The sequence below is a fragment of the Streptomyces sp. RG80 genome, assembly GCF_040446465.1.
Classification (GTDB): Bacteria; Actinomycetota; Actinomycetes; order Streptomycetales; family Streptomycetaceae; genus Streptomyces.
Genome location: NZ_JBEAAJ010000006.1, coordinates 184,384 through 200,736, shown reverse-complemented (window position 1 = coordinate 200,736; position 16,353 = coordinate 184,384). Strand labels below are relative to the sequence as shown.

The following is a 16,353-nucleotide window of genomic DNA, read 5'->3' as shown; positions in this document are numbered from 1 at the left end:
CGAGGTCAGTTCCGGTCACGGGCGGCCCGTACCAGGGCCGCCTGTACGAGGGCGTCGAAGAGGCCTTGCTGGGCCGGGTCCTCGTGGGCGGTGTCCTCGGGGTGCCACTGGACGGCGGTGAACCAGCCGCGCGCGGTGGGGAGTTCGAGCCCTTCCACCGTGCCGTCGGCGGCGCGCGCGGTGACCGTCAGTCCGGCGCCGAGGCGGTCCACGCGCTGGTGGTGATAGCAGGAGGCCTCGGCCTTCTGGGCCCCGGTGGCCCGCTCCAGCAACGTGCCCCGCTGGAGTTCCACCGGGTGCACGAGGTGCCGGTGTTCCCCGCCCGGTCCGCCCATGTCCTGCTCCAGGGTGCCGCCGAGGGCGACGTTGACGACCTGAAGGCCCCGGCAGACCGCCAGCAGGGGCAGGCCCAGGTCCAGGGCGTGCCGGGCGACTTCGAGGTCGAAGGCGTCCTGTGTCTCGTCCACGTCGTAGACGCTGTCGTGGACGCCGGGCGCCCCGTAGCGGTGCGGGGCGAGGTCGCCGCCGCCGGGGAGCAGGACGCCGTCGAAGCGGGCGAGGCGGGCGGGGACGTCGGTGGTGGCGGGGTGGATGCTCGCCGGTTCGCCGCCGGCCCGCCAGACGGCCTCGATCAGGGCGCGGGCGTTGACCTCGGCGGCGTAGCGCAGTGCGGAGGTGGTGGCGGCGAAGCGGGCGGGGACGGCGATGAGCGGTCGTACGGGCGTCGTCACAGCTGGATCCAGGTGGTCTTCAGTTCGGTGTACTTCTCGAGCGCGTGGGCGGACTTGTCGCGGCCGTTGCCGGACTGCTTCATGCCGCCGAAGGGGACGGTGAGGTCGCCCTCCTCGTAGCAGTTGACCCAGACCGTGCCCGCCTTGAGGCGGCGGGAGACCTGGTGGGCGGTGGTCAGGTCGGAGGTCCACAGGCCGGCCGCGAGGCCGTACTCGGTGGCGTTGGCCAGGCGTACGGCCTCGTCGAGGTCGTCGAAGGTGAGGACGGACAGGACCGGGCCGAAGATCTCCTCGCGGGCCAGCCGCATGCCGGGGTCCACGTCGTCGAAGACGGTGGGGGCCAGGTAGCTGCCGCCGGTGTCGGCGAGCGCGCGTTCGCCGCCGGTGCGCAGCCGCGCGCCCTCCTCGACTCCGGTGCCTATGTGGTCCAGGACCCGCGCGAGGTGGCTCTCGCCCACCAGGGCGCCCATCTCGGCCGCCGGGTCGAGGGGGTCGCCGACCCGCAGTTCCCGGGCGCGGGCCACGATCGCCTCGGTGACGCGCTCGGCGACGGAGGTGTGCACCAGCAGCCGGGAGGGGGCGGTGCACATCTCGCCCTGGTTGAAGAAGATGCCCCAGGCGGCGGTGGCGGCGGCCCTGTCCAGGTCGGGGGCGTCGGGGAGGACGATGTTGGGGGACTTGCCGCCGAGTTCGAGCCAGACGCGCTTGAGGTTGGAGTCGGCGGCGTAGCGCAGGAAGTGGCGGCCCACGGCGGTGGAGCCGGTGAAGGCCAGGACGTCGACGTCGGGGTGCAGGCCGAGGGCGCGTCCGGTGACGGGGCCGTGGCCGCCGACGACGTTGAGCACGCCGGGCGGCAGTCCGGCCTCGGTCGCGATCCGGCCCAGCAGCAGTGCGGACAGTGGGGAGTTCTCGGAGGGCTTCAGGACGACCGTGCAGCCCGCCGCGAGTGCCGGGGCGACCTTCCAGCCGGCCAGGGTGAGGGGGAAGTTCCAGGGCACGACGGCACCGACGACGCCGGCCGGTTCGCGGGTGACCAGGGCGAGGGCGTCGGGTGCGGTGTGCGGGGACTCGTCGGTGAGTTTGTCCGCCAACTGCCCGTACCAGCGGAAGGTGTTGATGACGGCGCGCAGTTCGATCTCGTAGGCGTCGGTGATGGGCTTGCCCATCTCCAGGCTGACGGTGAGCGCCAGTTCCGCGCGCCGCTCCTGGAGCAGGTCGGCGATCCGGATCAGCAGCCGGCCCCGTTCGGCGGGCGCGAGGCGGGGCCACGGGCCGGTGTCGAAGGCGCGGCGGGCGGCGGCCACGGCCGCGTCCACCTCGGCGGCGCCCCCGTCGGCGACCTGCGCCAGCACCCGGCCGTCACGGGGTGAGACGGCTGCGAAGACCGCGCCCGACCCACCTTCGTCGACCCCGTCGATGTGATGGGCTCCGGACGGTTCCAGGGACTTGGCGCGGCGCTGCCACTCCTCGTGGGTGATGTCCAGCATGCGGAGACCTCCAGAGAACTTATTTGAACCCAAACGATAGAATGCGTACGGAGCCGCCACAAGGGCTCGAGGGATCGATCCGGCAGGTCCGCGGACCCCGGGGAACGGAGCACACCGTGCGCGCACTCGTCGTCCGGCACGAACACATCACCGAGCCCGGCGCGGTCGGCGCCCGGCTCACCGAGCGCGGCTACGACCTCACGGTCCTCACCGTCGTACCGGAGGCGCGGCATCACACCCCGGACGTCCGCTTCGACTTCCCCGACGCCGGCGAGTGGGACCTGATCGTGTCCCTCGGCGCCCCGTGGTCGGTGTACGACGAGGGGGCCATAGGCACCTGGATCGGCGGTGAACTCGCGCTGCTGCGCAAGGCCCACCACCTCGGCGTCCCGGTGCTCGGAGCCTGCTTCGGCGCGCAGGCGCTCACCACCGCGCTCGGCGGCTCGGTCGAGGCGTCGCCGCGCCCGGAGATCGGCTGGGTGGAGGTCGAGACGGACGACCCCGCCCTGGTGGGGCCCGGCCCGTGGTTCCAGTGGCACTTCGACAGCTGTCTGCTGCCGCCGGGGGCCGTGGAGGTGGCCCGGAACGCGGTGTGCGCGCAGGCGTTCCGGGTCGGACGGAGTCTGGGGGTGCAGTTCCATCCGGAGATCACCACCGCGATGGTCAGTGGCTGGCTCGCCCACGGGGGCGCGGAGCAGTGCGTACGGCAGGGAGTGGACCCCGAGGAACTCCTGGACCGCAGCCGGGCGCTGGAGCCGGTGGCGCGGGCGGGGGCGCGCCGGCTGGTCGACGGGTTCCTCGATCGAGTGGCCGGCTGACGCGGATCGGGTGCGGCCGGTCCGTTCCCTGGGGAGCGGGAAGGGACCGGCCGCACCGCGCGGTGGTGGCCTCAGAGCTCGGCCGGCGCCCGGTCCCGCGTCACGCGGGCGGCTACGACGCCGAGGACCAGGACCGCCGGGACGGTGAGCTCCAGCCAGGTCGCCGTGGTCGAGTCGCCGCCGATGAGGGTCGTGAAGTTGGCCAGGATCACCCAGATCGCACCGGCGATGCCCACCGCGCCCAGGACGGGGGCGATCAGGGTGTTCCACGGGCGGGTGTCGAGCCGCTCACGGCGGAAGAACACCACGACCGACACGGAGGTCAGGAAGTACAGGAGCATGATCGCCAGCACGCCCACCCCGCTGAACCACGAGAAGAGGGTCAGCACCGGGTCCTTGCCCAGCAGGGCGAAGGGCAGCACGAACGCCACGGCGATCACGGTCTGCACGGTGCCCGCGACCCACGGGGAGTGACGGCGGTTGATCGCGCAGAGCCCGCCGGGCAGCAGGCCCTCGCGGCCGAGGGAGAACAGGTAGCGGTTGGCGGAGTTGTGGAAGGCGAGCAGGCCCGCGAAGAGGGAGGTCGCCAGCAGGATCGGCAGCACGTCCCCGGCCCAGTCGCCGAACTCCGCGGTGATCGGCGCGAAGACCCAGGCGGCGGCGTCCCCGCTCTCCAGCGCCTTGCCCGCCTCGGCCGTGGCCTGTGAGGCGCCGTGGGCGGAGACCAGCATCCACGAGGTGAAGGCGAAGAACCCGGTGACCACGGCGACGGAGAGATAGGTGGCCCGGGGCACGGTCTTACGGGGCTCCCGCGCCTCCTCGCCGTAGATGGCGGTGGCCTCGAAGCCGAACATCGACGCGACGGCGAACATCAGCGCCACGCCCGGGGCGCCCTGGAGCGCGGCGGACGGCGAGAAGCTGTCGGAGAAGCCGAGGCCCTCGGGACCGCCGCCCTTGAAGAGGGTGACCACGGCGAAGACGAGCAGGATGGAGAACTCGGCGAGCACGAAGACGGCGAGGATCCGGGCCCCCATCTCGATGCCCAGGGCGCCCAGGAGCTGAACGACCACCATGGTGCCCAGGGCCCAGACCCACCAGGCGATGTGGACGTCGGCGTGGTGCTCGACCAGGCCGCTCACCGTGGCGCCGTAGAGCCCGTACATGGCGGCCTGGATCGCGCAGTAGGCGAAGAGGGCGACGCCGGCGCTGCCGGAGCCCGCGGTGCGGCCGAGCCCCTTGCCGATGTACCGGTAGAAGGCGCCCGCGTCGACGACATGGCGCCCCATGGCGACGAAGCCGACGGAGAACAGCAGGATGACGGCGCCGGCCGCGGCGTAGGCGGCGGGGGCGCCCGCGCCGTTGCCGATGGCGACGGCGATGGGCACGGCGCCGGCGATGCCGGTCAGCGGTGCCTGCGCGGAGAGGACGAAGAAGAGGATGCCCAGAACGCCGAGGGAGTTGGGCTTGAGTCGGCCTGCGGTGGGCTCGTCCTGCACGGTCGGTTTGCTCGGGACCGTTTGACTGTCCACGCGGATCACCTGCCAGAAGAGGGAAAGGGCGGATTGTTTTGAGCCAAACGAGTTGCCTCATAGTGGTGGGGAACTATCCACCTGGCAAGGGGTTCGGCGATGATTTTTCCGGACCGGAACAAGGCCCCGGAGCAGGCGCGTCCGGGGCCTCGTGAAGTGCGGCTCAGGGCCTACTCGTCAGCGGTGCCGCCGTCGGCGTCGAGCAGCCGCAGCAGGTTGCGCAGCTCCTCCACGGCGGCGTCGGTGACCTCCGGCTCGCCGAAGACGAGCTGGTGCAGGACGAGCCCGTCGAGGGCGGCGAAGACCAGCCTCGTCAGCGCGCGGTCGGCGCCGCCCGGCAGGATGCGCCCCAGCTCGCGCCCGGTGGCGTCGAAGTACTCGTCGTACAGCTCGCGCAGCGGTGCCGACAGCTCCGGCCTGCGCCGGGACTCCAGCAGCAGTTCGTACTGGAAGGCCTGGGTGTCCGGGTCGGACGTGACCATCTCCGACAGGCCCACCGAGAAGTCCGCGACCTTGCCCGTGCCGGGCTCGACGTCGCTGACGTTGAGGCTGGTCCGCACGGCGTACGCCAGCGACTCCTCGATCAGCGCGTCCCGGGAGCCGAAGTGGTGCACCACCAGCCCGTGCGTGACCCCGGCCTCCTCCGCGACCGCCCGATAGGTGAGCTTGCGCAGGCCGCCGCGCGCCACGACGCGTACGGCGGCGTTGAGCAGGGCCTCCCGGCCCTCTCCGTAGCCGACCCGGCGGCGGCGCGCGCGTGGCTCCTCGGGGGTGTCGGCGGAGTCGCTCATGCAGGTGACCCTACCCGCCCCATTCCGTGCGGGGACGTCACCGCCGGGGCGGGCGGATACCGCGGAACTCCCAGTCGCCGCCGAGCGCGGTGGACAGCACCTCCTCGGACTCGGTGGGCTGGGCGCCGACGTCGGTGCGGATGGCGGTCGGGCCGGTGACGACGTGGTTGGTGAGCCGGCCGAGGCCCTCGACCTCCACCTCCACGACGTCACCGGGCTGCACGGGCCGGGAGTTGGCCGGGGTGCCCGACAGGAGCACGTCGCCCGGATACAGGGTGATGGTGCGGGCGATGTCGGCGACGAGGTAGTGCATGTCCCACTGCATCTCGTCGGTCGAACCGTCCTGCACCACCTCGCCGTTGACGTACGTCCGCAGGCTCTTGCCGTGGAAGTCCCAGTCGGTGACGAGTCCCGGGCCGAGCGGGCAGAGGGTGTCGGAGCCCTTGACCCGCAGCATCGAGCCGGCGTCGGTGTCGCGGAAGTCGTGCAGGCCGTAGTCGTTGGCGACGGTGTAGCCCGCGATGTACTCCCCCGCCTCGTCCGGGGAGATGTTCCGCGCGGTCCGGCCGATGACGATGGCGACCTCGCCCTCGTAGTTGAGCCATTTGCAGCCCTCGGGGCGGACGATCGCGCCCCGGTGGGAGTTGAGGGCCGAGGTCGGCTTGTGGAAGTAGGTCGGGGTGTCCGGGAGGCTGATCCCGAACTCGTCCACGCGGCTGCGGTGGTTGAGGTGGACGGCGATCACCTTGGACGGGACGACCGGCGGCAGGTGGCGCGCCTCGTCGGTCTTGACGCGGCGGCCGTCCCCGGCGACGAGTTCGTCCCCGTCGACGGTGACCTGCACGGCGGCGCCGTCGAGGAGGATGCGGCGGTACTCGGGCATAGGAGCTCCTAGACGCGGGAGTGGGGGTTGTGCGGGGCGGACAGGCCGGTGCCGGTCCAGCCGTCGGCCGGGCGGTCGAACCACAGATGCGCCTGGCCGGTGCCGACGGAGTTCTCGTACTCCCCGTACTGACGGGCCCTGGCGACACAGCGCTGCTCGCCGAGGGCGCCGGCCATCATCAGGTAGTGGAAGAACTTCGCCTCGGGCTTGTGCTTCCAGAACTCGTCCATGGTGTCGAGGACCTTGTCGTGGCGGCCCTCCTTGAACCAGGCGATGCGTTCGTGGTCCGCCGCGCGGGCTTCCGGTGTGCGGATGTGCGCCGGGTCGCTCGCCTCGTGGTCGCGCAGCTCGCGCAGCGGCCAGAAGGTGTGCGAGAGGGCGCCGGAGGCGATGACCAGGACCCGGCGCCCGGGGGTGGCGGCGATACCGTCGGCGAGCGCCCGCCCGAGGCGCAGATGGTCCTCCATGTCGCCGGTCTGGCAGACGCCGACGGTGACCCACCGCTTGTCCGGCAGGCCCTCGCCGAGGAACTTCCAGAGGTTGGTGGTGGCGTAGTAGATCGGCAGGTACTCGTCCTCGATCGCGGTGATCCAGGTGCCGTGCTTGTCGGCGAACTTCTCGACGTTGCGGGCGAGTTCGGGGTCGCCGGGGAAGTCGTAGGGCATCCGACACATTCCGCGCGGCAGTTCCTCGGAGGTGAAGAGACCGGCGCGGCGCTGCTGGGCGGTGATCACGAACTCGACGGTCGTGGCCCAGTGCGAGTCCAGGACGACGACGGTGTCGTAGTCGTCGCGTTCGAAGACATCCCGGCGGAGCTGCCGGAGGCCGGTGACGAGGGTGATCTCCTTGCCCTCGTTGAGCTCCAGCCGGTCGGCCTCCGGGAGCACGATGGTGGGGACGTGGGCGAGCAGGCCCGCCCCGACGATCTCACCCATGGTTGGTCCATCCGTTCGGTGCGGTGACCGTGTTCTTCAGGTCGCAGTAGAAGTCGAAGCTCCAGGTGCCGCCCTCGCGGCCGACACCGGAGTGGCGGGAGCCGCCGAAGGGGGCCTGGAGGTCGCGGACGAAGAAGCAGTTGACCCAGACCGTGCCGGCCACCAGCCGCTCGGTGACGCGGGCGGCGCGCTCGGGGTCCCTGGTGGCGACGGTGGCGGCCAGTCCGAAGCGGGTGTCGTTGGCGAGGCGGACCGCCTCGTCCTCGTCGGTGAAGGTCTGGAGGGTCAGGACGGGCCCGAAGACCTCCTCCTGGACGATCTCGGAGTCCTGGGCGACGTCGGTGAGCAGGGTCGGCGCGTAGTACTGGCCGTCCTTGCGGTGCCCGCCGATGACGGCCCGGGCCCCGGCCTCGACGGCCCGCCGCACGAACCCGTCGATCTTCTCCAGTTGGCGGGGGTGGATGTTGGGCCCGATGTCGGTGGCCGCCTCCCGCGGGTCGCCCTGGGTCAGCTGCCCGGCCTTCTCCACGAACCGTCGCGTGAACTCCTCGGCGACCGACTCCTCGACGAGGAACCGGGTGGCGGCCAGACACACCTGACCGGCGTTGTCGTACTGCTCCACCGCGAGGTCCACCGCGAGGTCGAGGTCGGCGTCGGCGAACACCAACAGCGGTGACTTGCCGCCCAGTTCGAGGCTGAGCGGGGTCAGGTTGGCGGCGGCCGACCCGGCGATCCGCCGGGCGGTCGGCACCGAGCCCGTGAAGCTGATCCGCCGTACGTCCGGGTGGGAGGTGAGGGCGTCGCCGATCTCGGAGCCGTAGCCCTGGACGACGTTCAGCACGCCGGCCGGCAGTCCCGCTTCGGCGGCGATGTCGGCGAGCAGGGACGCGGTCAGCGGCGACCACTCGGCCGGCTTCAGGACGACGGTGTTGCCGGCGGCGAGCGCCGGGGCGACCTTCCAGGTCGCCAGCATCAGGGGCGCGTTCCACGGCGTGATGAGCACGGACGGCCCCGCCGGGTCCCAGCTGACGTGGTTGGTGTGGCCGCGCGTCTCGAAGTCCTCGTGGTCCAGGTTCAGCAACCAGTCCGCGAAGAAGCGGAAGTTGTGTGCCACGCGGGGCATCACACCCCGGCGGTGCGAGCGCAGCAGGGCGCCGTTGTCGGTGGTCTCGACGATGGCGAGTTCTTCGAGCCGCTTCTCGACCCCGTCCGCGATGGCGTGCAGGATGCGGGCGCGTTCGGCGCGGGAGGTGGCGGCCCAGGCGGGGAAGGCGGCCTTGGCGGCGGCGACTGCGGCGTCCGTCTCCTTGGCGGTGCCGCGGGCGATCTCGCCCAGGACGCTGCCGTCGATGGGTGAGATGTCCTCGAAGGTGTCGGCGGAGGCGACGCGTTCACCGCCGATCCAGTGCCGGGTGTCGACGGTGACCCCGGCGACGGTGAGGGTGTGCTGTGCGGTCATGGTGTCCGGATCTCCCAGTCCTCGATGTCGTACGCGGGTCACTCGGCGCCGGAGGTGTTGGACTCCAGCAGGCGGCCGCCGTCCCAGACCACGCCGACCTGCCGGTAGTACGCGGCGATCGGCTCGCGGATCTCCAGCCGGGCCAGCTCCTCCGTGGGCGCCTCGAAGAGCTCCAACTCGGCGTCGCCGACCCAGGCTTGGCCGCCTTCGAAGGAGGCGGCGCCGGTCTCGATCAGCTCGTCCAGGGCGAGCCCCTTGCCCTTCTCGATGGAGGGCAGCCAGCGGTGGTGGGCCATGGGGTGGCTGTTGACGAAGCCGTTCGTCTCCGACGGCTCCCGCAGGGTCACGACGGCCTGGGCGAGACGCCGGTCCGCCGCCGCGAGGGTCGCCCCGAACCGCGCCCCGGCCTCGATCCGCGGGGCGGGACCGTACGGATGGGGACGCGTCTGGTGGATGGACCCGAGCTTCTTCGGATACCCCTGGTGCAGACCACGGGCGATGGCGAAGTCCTTGTCGACCCAGATGTACACGCACCGGGTGTAGGTCTGACCCCGGTACGTGCAGCGAACGACCGCGAAGGCCTCCTTGTACTGGCTGAGCACCGGGTCGAGCAGTTCCGCGCCGGACTCCGAGCAGGACTGCCAGTCGGCCCAGATCAACGCGACGGCGCCCGGGTCCTCGTCGGCCAACTCCAACGGCTCGGGCAGCAGTTCACGTACCCGCGCCGGATCGGTCCGGTACTCGACGGTGAGCAGGTCGCCGGAGTAACGCCAGGGCGGTGACGGGATCAGCGACGAGGCACCGCTCGCCGTCTTGGGATGGAAGTAACCACGGACAGCAGACATGGCGGGGATTCCTTACGCGGTGAGGGCGGGCTGCTCGATCAACTGGGCGCGGTACTTGGCGGCGCCCGTCGCGGCGCTGTGGCCGCCGAGCGCCACGACACCGACCAGCCGGTCGCCGGTGTGGTAGCCGACCAGCACATCGCCGTGCGGGTCGCCGTCCAGCACGCGGACGTCGCCGAGGCCGAGGACGGGGGCCCCGAAGGACTGCAACCGGAAGTCGTGCTGGTCGCTCCAGAAGGTGGGCAGCGGCGCGAAGGGCGCCAACTCGGTCTCGGTGTCGGTGAGATGGGCGACGAGGGCCTTCGCGGCGTGTTTGGCGGTGTCGGTCGGGATGGACCAGTGCTCCACGCGGCGGGGCACGCCGTCGTAGCGGGCGTTGGGGAAGCGGGCGACGTCTCCGACGGCGACCACCTCGGGCCGTCCGCCGACCCGGAGCCGCTCACAGGTGAGGACACCGTCGGCGAGGTCGAGCCCGTTGCCCTCGAGCCACTCGACGTTGGCGACCGAGCCGACCGACTCGACCACGACATCGGCGGGCAGCACCCTCCCGTCGCTCAGCACGACGCCCGTGACGCGGTCCTCGCCCTCGAACCCGGCGACTCCCGTGCCGAGCCGGAAGCGCACCCCGCGCTCCTCGTGCCGCTCGAGCAGCGCCCGGCCGAGGAGTTCGCCGAGCGGTCCGACCATGGGCAGGGGCAGCGGGTCGACGACGGTCACCTCGCGCACACCCAGCCCTACGGCGGTGGCGGCGACCTCGCAGCCGATGAACCCGGCGCCGACCACGACCAACCGGATGCCGGGGCGGGTCAGTTCGTCGCGCAGGCCCTGGGCGTCGGCGAGGGTGCGGACCGTGTGCCGGCCGGTGAGCGGTCCGGGGCAGCTCAGCCGCCGGGGGCGCATTCCGGTGGCGACCACGAGTCCGTCGTACGAGAGGGTGGTGCCGTCGTCGAGTGCGACGGTGCGTTCGGCGAGCCGGGCGGCGGTGACCCTGGTGCCCAGGCGCCACTCCACGTCGGCGGCGGCCGCCTTCGGGGTGAAGGCCAGTGACTCGAAGGGTGCCTTGCCGGCCAGTACGTCCTTGGACAGCGGAGGCCGGTTGTAGGGCATGTGGGGCTCGTCGCCGACGACGGTGATCGCACCGGTCCAGCCGGCCGCCCGCAGTTGCTCGGCGGCGCGCAGGCCGCCCATCGAGGCGCCCGCGACGACCACGCGTGCGGTCATGGGGCTCAGCCCTCGATCCGGATGGCCTGGAGCGGGCAGACGTCGGCCGCTTCCTCGACCTCCTCGCGCAGGGTGTCGTCGGGGTCGGCGACGTACAGCAGGTGTCCGTCGTCGTCCAGCGAGAAGACGTCGGGGGCGGCGAAGACGCACTGGCCGTGGTCCTGGCACTTGTTCATGTCGACGACGACCTTCATGGCGGTCCTCCTGGGGCCACGGCGGGATGGAAGGGCCCGGCCGGAGGCGGCCGGGCCCCGGGCCAAAGGGGTGCGAGAGCCGCACCCCTGACTCGTTTGGCTTCAAACAACATAGGAAGCCGCCCGGCCCTGGTCAATAGCTGTCCAGATGGATAAATTTTTCGGGCGACCCCCTTGCGAGCGGCGACACCCCTCCATATCGTTCGGAACCAAACGACCAACCGGGGGCTGCCCTCTCTCCCGCACCCCGGCTTTCTCTCCCCCACGCCACCCATCCGTCCGAGGAGACATCGGTGAGCGCATCCGACATCCCAGACATCCGCCGGCACATGGAACGGCTCGCCGCCGAAGGCGTCGACGTGGTCCGGGTGGTCTACCCCGACCTGATCGGCACCGACCGCGCCCGTGACGTGCTCCTCGACCATCTGCCGTCGGCCTGCGAGCACGGTCTGGCCTTCTGCCGCGCCGTCTACCACACCACCCCGCAGGGCGACGTGGTCCCGGTCGCGGGCGGTCTGGACGCCGGCCTGCCCGACGTGCACGTACGCCCCGACCTGTCGACCCTGGCCGTACTGCCCTGGGAGCCCGGGGTCGCCACCTGCCTCGGCGAGGTCCTCGACCCGGCGACCTCGGCGCCCGCCCCCGAGTCGCCGCGCGACCTGCTGCGCACCGTCCTGGCACGCTGTGCCGAGCAGGGCCTGCACCCGGTCGTCGGCCCCGAACTGGAGTACTTCCTGCTGGAGCCGGCCCCCGGCACCCCCACCGGCTGGCGCCGCTCACCGGAGACCACCGGCGCCGTCTACACCGCGGGACTGCGCTCCGACCCCGACAACCATCTGCTGCGCACCCTGCGGCAGCTGCGCGATCTCGGCCTCGGGGTGGTCACCGGCAACCACGAGTTCGACGGCGGCCAGTACGAGATCAACCTGACCCACTCCGCGGCCCTCGACGCCGCCGACCGCGCCTTCCGCTTCAAGGCGGCCGTCAAGGAGCTGGCCCGCAAGGAGGGCAACCTGGCCACCTTCATGGCCAAGCCCTTCGGCGACGCGGGCGGCTCCGGCTTCCATCTGCACCTGTCGTGCGAGACCTCCGAAGAGGAAGGCGCCGGCAACGCCTTCGACGACCCGTCGGGCGCCTACGGCCTCTCGGCCACCGCCCGGCACGCCCTCGCCGGCATCCTCGCCCACGCCCCCGCGCTCGCGGCCCTGGCCAACCCGACCGTGAACTCCTACAAGCGCTTCGGCCCGGACACCCTCGCCCCCTGGCTGATCGACTGGGGGCTCGACAACCGCAGCGCCATGCTCCGCATCCCCCCGGAGCGCGGCTCCGGCACCCGGCTGGAGCTGCGCCTCGGCGACGCGAGCGCCAACCCTTACCTGCTGATCGCGGGCACGGTCGCCGCCGCCCTCCTCGGCGTCCGGGCGGGCGAGGAACCACCGGCCCCGCTGGAGGGCTACGGCTACGACACCGACCGCTCGGCCCTGCTGCCGACGACTCTGACCGGTGCCCTGGACGCGCTGGAGGCGGACACCGACCTGGCCGACGTCCTGGGCAAGGAGTTCACCGCCTCCTTCCTCACCTACAAACGCAACGAGATCGAACGCTTCCAACGGCACGTCACCGACTGGGAGTTCACCGAGTACGCCTACCACCTGTGATGCCCGGGAGCCACCGATGACCGAGATCCTGACCCCCGCCGTGAACGAGCCGATGCCCTTGTCGGACGTGAATCTCGCCGACCTCGACAACTTCACCGACGGTGTGACGCCCTGGCGGATGTTCCACACCCTGCGCCACGAGGACCCGGTGCACTGGCAGCCGGAGGAGGCCCCCAACTCCGGTTTCTGGGCGGTGACCCGGCACGCCGACATCGCCCGCGTCGACCGCGACGCGGAGACCTTCACCTCGACGAGGTTCGTCAACCTCGAGGAGGTCGACGACGACCAGATCAAGAAGCGGGCCTCCATCCTGGAGATGGACGGCGTCCGCCACCGCGCCCTGCGCAGCGTGATCCAGCGGCAGTTCGGCGCCGGCGTCATCAACAGCTACACCGACTTCCTGCGCGGCCTGACCGCCAAGACCCTGGACGCGGCCCTGACCAAGGGCACCTTCGACTTCGTCGCCGACGTCTCCGCCGACTTCCCCATCAACGTGCTGGCCCGGCTCCTCGACGTGCCGCCGGAGGACAACCAGCAGCTCATCGACTGGGGCAACCGCATCATCGGCAACACCGACCCCGACTACGCGGACGTACTGCTGCACAGCGAGGAGAGCGAGAAGTACCGCGACCTGCCGTTCCGCTCCCCCGCGTCGATCGAGGTCTTCGAGTACGGCCGGGAACTGGCCCGGCAGCGGCGCGGCGGCGACGGCCAGGACCTGGTCTCCAAGCTCGTCAACACCACCCCGCGCGACGGGATCCCGCTCTCCGCGCAGGACTTCGACAACTACTTCCTGCTGCTGGTGGTCGCCGGCAACGAGACCACCCGGCACACCATCACCCACTCCATGCTGGCCCTGCTCCAACACCCCGAGCAGCTGGCCCGGTTGAAGGACGACCCCGCCCTGATCCCCACGGCGGTCGAGGAGTTCCTGCGCTGGGCCTCCCCCGTCTACCACTTCCGCCGCACCGCGACCCGGGACGTCGAACTCGGCGGCAAGCGGATCAAGGAGGGCGACAAGGTCGTCATGTGGTACGCCTCCGGCAACCGCGACGAGGAGGTCTTCGGCAACCCCTACGACCTGGACGTCGCCCGGCAGCACAACGACCACGTCACCTTCGGCAAGGGCAGCCCCCACCTGTGCCTGGGCAACCTCCTCGCCCGCACCGAGATCCGCATCATGTTCGAGGAGCTCATCCCGCGCATCGCCGACATCAGGCTGGCCGGCGAGGTCCCCCGGGTCCGCTCCAACTTCGTCAACGGCATCAAGAAGCTGCCGGTCGAGGTCACGCTCGCCTGAGAGGGCCGAGGGCGCGGGTCACTCGGGCAGGGTGGCGGCCGTCAGGAAGAACGTCACCGCGTACGTGAACCGGCCCGTGCGCACGGCGTCGTCGTAGAGGGCGACGAACCGGTCCGCGTCCGCGGGGTCGACGTGCCCGCGGGCCGCGGCGGTATGGGCCCAGGTGCGCAGGCCCATGACGTTGTCGACCGCCGACGGATCGCGGACGACCAGGGTGCGGGCCTCCACGGTGAGGTCGTGCAGTCCACGGGCGGCGAGGAGACCGGCCTGCCGGTGGGCCAGCGTGCCGTTGCGCAGCAGCACGTCCGCGCGGAAGCGCAGCACCCGGCGGGCGAGTTCCCGATCGTCGATGTCGAGTACCTGGGTGTCGTAGTCCGGATCGGCCAGTGCGATCCGGCCGCCGGGGCGGATCACGCGCAGCAGCTCGTCCAGGACCCGGTCGGGGTCGGCGACGTGCTGCAGGACGCGGTCGGCCCAGGCGCCGTCGAACCGGTCGGCGCCGAACGGCAGTCGGTGTCCGTCCGCGACCACGGCACGGGCCAGTCCGCGTGTCCGTGCCCGCGCGGCCATCGTCAAGGAGCTGTCGAGCGCGACGACTTCGGCGTTCCAGCGTGCGCGCAGTGCCCGTGCGGCGTCGCCCGTCCCCGCTCCGACCTCCAGGAACAGCTCGCCCGCCGTGGGGCGCAGCAGCTCCCGCAACCGTCGTTTGTAGGCGGCGTAGAACGGCTCCGCGGCCACTCGGTCCAGAACGGTCACCCAGTCGCCGGGCCGGGTCTGCGAGTCCACCGATGTGAAGCCGTGAGCGGCGCCGGGTTCGTCCATGAGGACAGGCTAGTGACGCACCGCCGCGTCCAGGAGGGGGCCGAGTTCCCGGGCCACGGTTCTCAGGGCGCGGACGTCCTGCTCGGCGCGGGCCATGAGGAGGGCTCCCTCCAGGCTGCTGATCATGAGCGTGGCGAGCGCGACGGTCCGTTGCTCGGGTACGCCCATGTCGGCCAGGGCCTGGGCCACCGGTCCGGTCCAGGTGGCGAACGCGGCGGACGCGGCCTCTCGCGTGGAGGCGGTGGACTCCGCGCAGTCCACCGTGGCGGCGGCCACGGGACAGCCGCCGGCGAAGCCCTCGGCCTCGTACTCGTCGGTCCACTGCCGCACCATCTCGGCGAACAGTCCGCCGGGCGTCGGCTCGTCCAGAGCGGCGACGAAACGGGCGACGCGCTTGCCCGCGTACCGGCCCGCCCAGCCGACCGCCTCGTTGACCAACTGTTCCTTGCCGCCGGGGAAGTAGTGCTGGAGCGAACCGCGGGGCGCTCCGGCGTGCGCGGCGACCTCCCGCATGCCGGTGGCGGCGACCCCGTCGCGCCGGATGAGCTGGGCCGCGCTGAAGACCATCCGCTCACGCGGCCCTCGTTCGGACATCCTCGGTCTCCCGTTCGCCCAATGGTGCGACTCCCACTCTATGACCGCTGTCATAACGACGGCTACTATGACCGCTGTCATAGCGGGAAGCGGCAGACCGGCCACAGGGTGAGCCGGAAAGGCGGCGCGTCATGTACGTCGGTTTCGTCGGCCTCGGGCTCATGGGGCAGCCCATGGCGCTCAACCTCGCCCGCGCCGGGACCCCGCTCGTCGTGTGGAACCGCACGCCGGGCCGTGCCGAGCCGCTGCGCGCGGCGGGGGCCGAGGTCGCGGCGAGTGCGGCCGAGGTCTTCGAGCGGGCCGGGACCGTGATCCTGATGCTGGCCGACGAGGCCGCCATGGACACGGTGCTGGGGCGTGGCACCCCGGACTTCGCCGAGCGGGTGGCCGGGCATGTCGTGGTCCACATGGGGACGACTTCGGCCGAGTACTCGCACGGGCTTCAGGACGACATCAGGGCCGCGGGCGGCCGCTATGTGGAGGCCCCGGTCTCCGGTTCCCGTGTCCCGGCCGAGCGAGGCGAGCTGGTGGGGATGACGGCGGGCGACGAGGACGCCGTGGCGGCGGTACGGCCCCTGCTGGCGCCGATGTGCCGGGAGACGTTCGGGTGTGGTGCGGTGCCGGGCGCGCTGCTGATGAAGTTCTCGGTGAACCTCTTCCTGATCACCCTGGTCACCGGGCTCAGCGAGGCGTTCCACTTCGCCGACGGGCACGGACTGGACCGGGGGCTGCTACGGGACGTCCTGGACGCGGGTCCGATGGCCAGTGCCGTCTCCCGGATGAAGGGGCCCAAGCTGCTGGCCCGCGACTTCGGCGCCCAGGCGGCCGCCGCGGACGTACTGAAGAACAACCAGTTGATCGCGGAGGCGGCCCGCAAGGCCGACATCGCCTCCCCGTTGCTGGATGTCTGCCACGCCCTCTTCGGCGAGACGGTCGACCAGGGTCACGGCGGCGAGGACATGGTGGCGGTGCTGCACGCGCTGGAGACCCGCACCGCGCTCGGCTCCCCGGGGAACCGCGAACCGGGCCGCGAGCGTTGTGATGAGGGAGTGGAGGGCGGGCCCTGACCCTCCGGCGACGGGAATG

The 16,353-nt window shown here is 71.8% G+C and carries 16 protein-coding genes; 4 read left to right on the top strand and 12 right to left on the bottom strand.

Annotated features, from left to right (window positions below; genetic code table 11):
• Positions 1–5 precede the first annotated feature (5 nt).
• Entirely contained in the window at positions 6–731 is a 726-nt protein-coding gene (locus tag ABKA17_RS21735) for a gamma-glutamyl-gamma-aminobutyrate hydrolase family protein (protein WP_353693822.1), read from the bottom strand.
• Entirely contained in the window at positions 728–2,218 is a 1,491-nt protein-coding gene (locus ABKA17_RS21730) for an aldehyde dehydrogenase (protein WP_353693821.1), read from the bottom strand. The genes ABKA17_RS21735 and ABKA17_RS21730 overlap by 4 nt, the downstream gene beginning before the upstream one ends.
• 116 nt (positions 2,219–2,334) lie before the next feature.
• On the opposite strand from ABKA17_RS21730, the gene ABKA17_RS21725 reads away from it, so the two are divergent.
• Positions 2,335–3,036, top strand: a complete 702-nt coding sequence (locus ABKA17_RS21725; RefSeq protein ID WP_353693820.1) for a type 1 glutamine amidotransferase — start codon at positions 2,335–2,337, stop codon at positions 3,034–3,036.
• A gap of 71 nt (positions 3,037–3,107) precedes the next feature.
• On the opposite strand, the gene ABKA17_RS21720 is transcribed toward ABKA17_RS21725, so the two are convergent.
• From ABKA17_RS21720 to ABKA17_RS21685, 8 genes are all read right to left on the bottom strand, one after another.
• A complete protein-coding gene (locus ABKA17_RS21720) occupies positions 3,108–4,565 on the bottom strand; it encodes an APC family permease (RefSeq protein WP_353693819.1) in 1,458 nt (485 codons plus the stop codon).
• Between the two features lie 170 nt (positions 4,566–4,735).
• Positions 4,736–5,356 carry a TetR/AcrR family transcriptional regulator gene (locus ABKA17_RS21715; RefSeq protein ID WP_353693818.1) on the bottom strand — a complete coding sequence of 207 codons (621 nt, stop codon included), beginning with the start codon at positions 5,354–5,356 and terminating at the stop codon, positions 4,736–4,738.
• A gap of 37 nt (positions 5,357–5,393) precedes the next feature.
• Complete coding sequence (locus tag ABKA17_RS21710) at positions 5,394–6,239, bottom strand: fumarylacetoacetate hydrolase family protein (RefSeq protein WP_353693817.1); 846 nt, start codon at positions 6,237–6,239, stop codon at positions 5,394–5,396.
• An 8-nt stretch (positions 6,240–6,247) separates the two neighbouring features.
• Positions 6,248–7,174 carry a 3,4-dihydroxyphenylacetate 2,3-dioxygenase gene (locus ABKA17_RS21705; protein WP_353693816.1) on the bottom strand — a complete coding sequence of 309 codons (927 nt, stop codon included), beginning with the start codon at positions 7,172–7,174 and terminating at the stop codon, positions 6,248–6,250.
• Positions 7,167–8,633 (bottom strand): aldehyde dehydrogenase, encoded by a 1,467-nt coding sequence (locus ABKA17_RS21700; protein WP_353693815.1) that lies wholly within the window; start codon positions 8,631–8,633, stop codon positions 7,167–7,169. Before ABKA17_RS21700 ends, ABKA17_RS21705 begins: the two co-directional genes overlap by 8 nt.
• A 38-nt stretch (positions 8,634–8,671) precedes the next feature.
• Complete coding sequence (locus tag ABKA17_RS21695) at positions 8,672–9,478, bottom strand: acetoacetate decarboxylase family protein (protein WP_353693814.1); 807 nt, start codon at positions 9,476–9,478, stop codon at positions 8,672–8,674.
• 12 nt (positions 9,479–9,490) lie between these two features.
• Positions 9,491–10,699 carry an NAD(P)/FAD-dependent oxidoreductase gene (locus ABKA17_RS21690; protein ID WP_353693813.1) on the bottom strand — a complete coding sequence of 403 codons (1,209 nt, stop codon included), beginning with the start codon at positions 10,697–10,699 and terminating at the stop codon, positions 9,491–9,493.
• A 5-nt stretch (positions 10,700–10,704) separates the two neighbouring features.
• Positions 10,705–10,893, bottom strand: a complete 189-nt coding sequence (locus ABKA17_RS21685) for a ferredoxin (protein WP_353693812.1) — start codon at positions 10,891–10,893, stop codon at positions 10,705–10,707.
• Between the two features lie 293 nt (positions 10,894–11,186).
• Here ABKA17_RS21685 and ABKA17_RS21680 point away from each other — a divergent pair, with 293 nt between their 5' ends.
• Positions 11,187–12,551 carry a glutamine synthetase family protein gene (locus ABKA17_RS21680; RefSeq protein ID WP_353693811.1) on the top strand — a complete coding sequence of 455 codons (1,365 nt, stop codon included), beginning with the start codon at positions 11,187–11,189 and terminating at the stop codon, positions 12,549–12,551.
• Positions 12,552–12,567: 16 nt separating this feature from the next.
• Complete coding sequence (locus tag ABKA17_RS21675) at positions 12,568–13,851, top strand: cytochrome P450 (RefSeq protein ID WP_353693810.1); 1,284 nt, start codon at positions 12,568–12,570, stop codon at positions 13,849–13,851.
• A gap of 18 nt (positions 13,852–13,869) precedes the next feature.
• Here ABKA17_RS21675 and ABKA17_RS21670 read toward each other — a convergent pair whose 3' ends face one another.
• Both ABKA17_RS21670 and ABKA17_RS21665 read right to left on the bottom strand, forming a co-directional pair.
• Positions 13,870–14,673, bottom strand: a complete 804-nt coding sequence (locus ABKA17_RS21670) for a methyltransferase domain-containing protein (protein ID WP_353693809.1) — start codon at positions 14,671–14,673, stop codon at positions 13,870–13,872.
• A gap of 9 nt (positions 14,674–14,682) precedes the next feature.
• Positions 14,683–15,267, bottom strand: coding sequence for a TetR/AcrR family transcriptional regulator (locus ABKA17_RS21665; RefSeq protein WP_353693808.1), 585 nt, complete (start codon positions 15,265–15,267; stop codon positions 14,683–14,685).
• Between the two features lie 131 nt (positions 15,268–15,398).
• On the opposite strand from ABKA17_RS21665, the gene ABKA17_RS21660 reads away from it, so the two are divergent.
• Positions 15,399–16,334, top strand: coding sequence for an NAD(P)-dependent oxidoreductase (locus ABKA17_RS21660; RefSeq protein WP_353693807.1), 936 nt, complete (start codon positions 15,399–15,401; stop codon positions 16,332–16,334).
• Positions 16,335–16,353: the final 19 nt, after the last annotated feature.